This window comes from Roseiflexus sp., from assembly GCF_057785375.1.
In genome coordinates this window covers 1-3649 of record NZ_JBYNRX010000099.1, presented here as the reverse complement: position 1 = coordinate 3649, position 3649 = coordinate 1, and the positions used below count along the sequence as shown (strand labels likewise).

At 59.7% G+C, this 3649-nt stretch carries 3 protein-coding genes and 2 pseudogenes; 1 reads left to right on the top strand and 4 read right to left on the bottom strand.

Annotated elements, in window-relative coordinates; all coding sequences use genetic code 11:
* The 4 genes and pseudogenes from AC3EA7_RS20085 to AC3EA7_RS20070 all read right to left on the bottom strand — a co-directional run.
* A pseudogene (locus AC3EA7_RS20085) lies at positions 1–468 on the bottom strand (hypothetical protein); the annotation flags it as partial.
* A gap of 18 nt (positions 469–486) precedes the next feature.
* On the bottom strand, positions 487–957 hold the full coding sequence (locus AC3EA7_RS20080; RefSeq protein WP_488615855.1) for a hypothetical protein: 471 nt from the start codon (positions 955–957) through the stop codon (positions 487–489).
* Between the two features lie 325 nt (positions 958–1282).
* Positions 1283–2203: an SPFH domain-containing protein gene (locus AC3EA7_RS20075; RefSeq protein WP_488615854.1), complete on the bottom strand. Its 921-nt coding sequence runs from the start codon at positions 2201–2203 to the stop codon at positions 1283–1285.
* Complete coding sequence (locus tag AC3EA7_RS20070) at positions 2200–3189, bottom strand: SPFH domain-containing protein (RefSeq protein ID WP_488615853.1); 990 nt, start codon at positions 3187–3189, stop codon at positions 2200–2202. The genes AC3EA7_RS20075 and AC3EA7_RS20070 overlap by 4 nt, the downstream gene beginning before the upstream one ends.
* Before the next feature lie 163 nt (positions 3190–3352).
* Between AC3EA7_RS20070 and AC3EA7_RS20065 the strand changes: the two are divergent.
* Positions 3353–3649: pseudogene (locus tag AC3EA7_RS20065) on the top strand (Uma2 family endonuclease); the annotation flags it as partial.

The following is a 3649-nucleotide window of genomic DNA, read 5'->3' as shown; positions in this document are numbered from 1 at the left end:
GACCAGTTCATCCGACGAGACCGGCGTCCACAGCAGCGCCGGAATGATGATGAAGCCGATCATCCCGATCAGCACCTGCTGATAGACCAGGTTCGTCTCGGCGACGACCGGCTGCGCCGCCCACCACGCCCACTGCAACTGAAAGGCGTAGTAGAGCAGGTAGAGCGCGCAGCCGATAATGACCGGAAACGCCCAGGTGCGCGCGTTGACCTTCTGGAGCAGCATCCCGGCGGGAGACCAGGGGATGAGGAACGAGACGAGGCTCGGCGGCGCGAGGACCAGGATGGCGGTGAAGGCGATGGCGACGATGCGGTTCTCGGTCAGTTGCGACTGCACTCCCCACCAGTAGGCGGCGGATCCCCCCATTGCGACGAATGCCAGGATTGCCAGCAACGTGCGGGCAGTAATCTGGAAGCCGCTCGAACGACGGCGCTGCCCGCGGATCAAGTTTAAATAGTTGCTACTCACAGACTGTCTCCGACGACGTTACGGCGCCCGGATGGCGTCGGACTCCAATACAAAAGCTTCGACGTTGACGGTATAACCGGCGGCTTCCATACGTGAGCGCACCGCTTCAGATATCGCCGTCAACCCAAAGTCGTTATTGATACGATATGGCACTTCAAGCGCAGCCTCCCCGGTGGAGCGCAGGCGAAACCGCGCCTGCACCGGGATGTCGCCGATCAGCGTGCCGATTTCAAGCGTCTGACCCGTTGCGGGATCGAACCAGAACAGCGGCGCACGACGAACTACCCGATAGATCTGCGGTGGATCGAGCACCTCTCGATCCATCTGCTGCATGCGCCATCGCGCCTCATTTGTTTGCGGCGCACGCGTCGATGGAATGATCTGAACTGTTGGCGTTTGCGTGGCATGCGCTGTTGCTGGTGTGCGTTCCTGATTTGGCGTGTGAGTCGCAAGGGTCGGCGCTAATGCTGCCGCAGTGCGATCAGGCATTCCCGTCGACGCGCCAGACGGCGCAACGAGAGGAGTTCGTGTCCGCTGCGTGGCATCAAGCTGCAATGGCTGTCCACATCCGACAAGCGCCATGAGCATCCACCCAAACCATACAATGCGTGGTATCACTCTCTCAGAATACGAACATGCGTTCGTATTATTATATCAAGATAATGGATGCAGTCAAGTCCGTACTTCTGACCAAGTACGGACTTTACCTATTGTAAACCTCAGTCGGAAGACTGTCAAGAGTTTTGTTGCATTCGCGGCATCACAATACCAGATAGCACTGGTGTGCTATTGACACTGCACCTGGCATTGCTTGTCACCGCATCTGTCGCGTCGGCTGACTATTCCCGGCAGGCGTTGCCGCCATCATCTGCTGGAGCAGCGGTCGCGCCGGAGGGATGAGCGTAACGGCGGCACGCCCTTCGATAATGTTCTGCAACTCGAGGATCTCGAACAGCGCCGCAGCCACATCCGGGTCGGCTGCGATCTGGTTGAGCGCAGTTCCGACAATCTGCGGACGAATCGCCTGCGCCTTGGCAAACTCAATCGCTGCCTGGCGTTCGGCGGTGCTGGTGATAATGCTGACCTGGTTGGCGCCGTCCTGCCTGATGGCTGCGGTCACCTGGCGCAGCCGGTTGACGACTTTCTCTTCGATCTGCCGGATCATGCCGATGTCGCGGAAGTGCACTTTGCGGATGTAGACCGAACCAAGCTGGTAGCCCCATTCCACCGACTTCGGCGATACCTCGTCGCGCACCGTTCGGCTCATGGCGTGGCGATTCTCCAGCATCTCAGCGAGCGGCAGGTTGCTCAGCGTGCGTACCACGGCGTTGCTCACGTTCGCCGCCAGTGAACCGTCAGGGTCGGCGTTCTTGAACAGGTACGCGATGGGGTCGCTGATCTTGTACTCATACCAGATGCCCACACCCATCGGCGCCCCTTCTTCAGAGTTGACCGGCTGGCTGCGCAGGTATTTCTGGTCGAGCCGCATGTCGATGACGTGGCGCCGTCCGAGCCAGTTGACGAGAAACGCGGCAGGTCCCAGTTTGATTGGCAGGAAGTAGAACCCCGGTTCTCGCAGAATGCCGACGACGTTGCCGAACAACACGTACACGTGACAGGTGCCTTCTTCGACGATGGCATAAAACCCGAATGCGCGCAATAGTCCGAGAAAGGTCGGCACTGCGATCAGACAGATGAAGAAGGTCACAATGGCGGCAGTCGCAAACTCGATCATATCTGTTCCTCCAGAATAACACGCTCAGCCTGGTTGTACAGTTTCAGACGGACGTTGCGCAGGTATGCCTGCAATGCTTCGGGTCCGCCAATGCGCTTCAGATCGCTCAACTGCTTTGCCAGCGCCATCAGCGGCTCGACCTCCGCCTGCGCCTTCAGGGTTTCGATCTCAACGGCGCGCTTCGATTGGACGATCTTCTGGTCAGCTTCCGCCTGCGCCCGGCTGATGTCCGACGAGACCTGGTTGTGCGCCGTGTTGACGGCTGCCAGCGCCGACTCGACTTCTGGCGGCGCGTCGATGCTGGTGATGAGCGAGGCATCGAACTGAATGCCGTAGCGCGCCGCCGCTGACAGACATTCGCGGTCCATCAGTTCATTCAGGTCACGCAGGTTCTTGCGCAGATCGTTGATCGACACGCTTGCCGCGACATTGCTGTCCATCGGCGCCGTGTCCATCGTCATAACGCGCTGCGGCGCCTCGAAGTTGGCGATCCGTTCGCGCAGAATGGAGATGAAGTACCCCATGACATGGACAATCGGGTTCTTGACGCCCCACAGATAAGCGTACAGATTGCGCTCGTAGACGCGATAGCGGATCTGGCCCTCCAGTGCAATGTTGAGCTGGTCTTTGGTGACGGCTTCGAGTTTGGTGCCGCCCTGGTTTGCCATCGGGTTTTCCAGGTCGAGCGCCATGTTCATGGTCTGGGTCGCAACCGGGACCTTGTAGACGCGTTCCCAGGGCCACTTGAAGTATGGTCCGCCCGGCGGAATGACAACAACCTGGGGATAACGGTACCGTTCGCGCTCTTCCGGTCGCAAATACTCGGCGTAGGGGTCGTCGATTGTGGCGTCGGTCAGGCGTTCGGCACGCCCGAAGATCGTTTTCACTGCGCGCTCGTTCTGGTCGACGGTGTAAATCCCGGCAACCAGGTAGCGCATCAGGAACCACACGACAAAACCGAAAACGATTCCTGCCAGCACTGACATACTTCCTCCTTTTGGTGAGGGCCATGGCGCCCGCCCGTCATTCAACGGGATCTACGCGCCGCACTGCTGCTGTGTTGCATAGGGTATGGTACACCATAATGGCAAAGGTGTGGTAGCATGGAGGTGGAAAATACTGGCGCGGTTCAGAGCAATGGAGGCGTCGATGAGCGTGGCAGTAACCGAAGCAACGCGCGCCATCGTGTATCCCGAAAGCGATGGTCAGCCGATGGCCGACAATACCCTCCAGTTTCGCTGGATTGTCATGCTCCAGGGCAACCTCGCGGCGCTGTTCGCCGACCGTCCCGACGTCTTCGTGGCTGGCGATCTCCTCTGGTACCCCGTCGAAGGACGGCCCGACATCCGCCGCGCTCCCGACGTGCTGGTCGCCATCGGACGCCCCAAGGGCGACCGCGGCGCCTATTTGCAATGGGAAGAGGCGCACCAGCCGCCCCAGGCGGTG

Bases quoted from the DNA above. Each gene is read 5' to 3' on its own strand.
- AC3EA7_RS20080 (WP_488615855.1), bottom strand. From the start codon at position 957: ATGCCTGATCGCACTGCGGCAGCATTAGCGCCGACCCTTGCGACTCAC.
- AC3EA7_RS20075 (WP_488615854.1), bottom strand. From the start codon at position 2,203: ATGATCGAGTTTGCGACTGCCGCCATTGTGACCTTCTTCATCTGTCTG.
- AC3EA7_RS20070 (WP_488615853.1), bottom strand. From the start codon at position 3,189: ATGTCAGTGCTGGCAGGAATCGTTTTCGGTTTTGTCGTGTGGTTCCTG.